Genomic DNA, 1,731 nt, shown 5'->3' on the forward strand with positions numbered 1-1,731 from the left:
GCCTGACGATAAAAGGAGGGGGATAATCAAAAAAAGAATTTTTTCTTTTTTCAGTGGTTTGAAATAATTCAATGCAGGAATGAATAAAAGCGGCAACAAAAACCTGTTGGTCAAGGTTCAAATCTGCAACAGGGAGTTTTAGCTCATCTTGACCTTCAATACTAATTTCTTGGTCATTACAGCATCCTTCCATTTTCATACTGCTTTCATCACTCATTTCCATACCACAGTCATGAGCTTTCTGAAAAATTGCAGTATCTACTAATTCACCTTGACAATAGTGCATACTCACTGTGAATGACATTGTTGACATTAATACAACCAATGCCATGAGAAATGCAGATATTTTATGAATTGCTTTTTTCATTAAGACTACAAAGGTATGAATTTTCAACAAACTCATTTTTTTAACAGAAGTTTAATTTAAAAAAGCACTTAGCTCCAACTCATTCGTTGTAACCGTATAGCGTTCAAAATAGCCAACAATGCGACTCCCACATCTGCAAAAACTGCTTCCCACATTGTAGCTAAACCACCTGCTCCTAAAATCAATACAATGACTTTAATACCAAAAGCTAAAATAATATTCTGCCAAACGATTTTACGAGTGGAACGACTTATTTTAATTGCTCTAACTACTTTTGAAGGTTGGTCTGTTTGAATAATGACATCTGCTGTTTCTATTGCGACATCACTACCCAAGCCACCCATTGCAATACCAACATTACTTGCTGCCAAAACTGGTGCATCATTAATGCCGTCACCTATAAAAGCTACTTTGTTTTCAGGATTTTTCTTTAAAGTTTCTACTTCATTTAATTTATCTTCTGGCAATAAACCACCTTTAGCATGCTCAATATTTAATTCCTTGGCAACTTGTTGGGTAATGGAATTTTTATCACCAGAAAGCATCATAATATTTTTGACACCAACATTATGCAATTCCGTAATCGTTTCTTTTGCATCCTCTTTTAATTCATCCGCTATCACCACATAACCCGCAAATGTATTGTCAATTGAAACCAACACTATTGATTCTACTATAGAATCTGTTTCATTTGGAATAGTAATATCATTAGCAATCATCAATGCTTTATTTCCAACTAAAACAATTTTACCGTTTATAATACCTTTTAAACCTTTACCTGCAATTTCAGATACTTCTTTTGCATCATAGTCATCACCATTTTCTTTGTACTCCATAATGGCTTTTGCTATTGGATGCGAGGATTGTTCTTCCATAGCCATTAGGTATTTAATAAATTCAGATTCTCCCCAGCCTATGACCTTGATTTCCTTGATTTTGAAAACACCTTTGGTAACAGTTCCTGTTTTATCCATTACCAATGTATTTATCTTGGTCATTGCATCTAAAAATGAAGCTCCTTTAAATAATATTCCATTTTTTGAAGCTGCTCCCAATCCACCGAAATAACCCAATGGAATAGAAATGACCAATGCACAAGGACAAGAAATAACCAAGAAAATTAGGGCTCTATATAACCAATCTCTAAATACATAATCGTCTACAAAAAAATAAGGAATGAATGTAACACCAATAGCCAAAAAGACAACAATGGGTGTATAGATACGTGCGAACTGCCTGATGAATAGTTCTGTCTTGGATTTACGAGCAGTAGCATTTTGAACCAAATCCAATATTCTGGCAATAGAACTATCTTCAAAGGTATTGGTTACTTCAACTTCAATAACACTTTCTAAATTGATACT

The 1,731-nt window shown here is 34.1% G+C and carries 2 protein-coding genes; both read right to left on the minus strand.

The annotated features are described in order from the left end of the window. Positions 1–403, minus strand: a 403-nt coding sequence (locus AAON49_RS00140) for an HYC_CC_PP family protein (protein WP_349551739.1), incomplete at its 3' end; no start/stop codon positions are given. Between the two features lie 32 nt (positions 404–435). Next, positions 436–1,731 (minus strand): heavy metal translocating P-type ATPase (locus AAON49_RS00145; protein WP_349551740.1); only part of this gene is annotated, 1,296 nt, incomplete at its 5' end.

Origin of the sequence: Pseudotenacibaculum sp. MALMAid0570 (assembly GCF_040151415.1) — a bacterium.
Classification (GTDB): Bacteria; Bacteroidota; Bacteroidia; order Flavobacteriales; family Flavobacteriaceae; genus Polaribacter.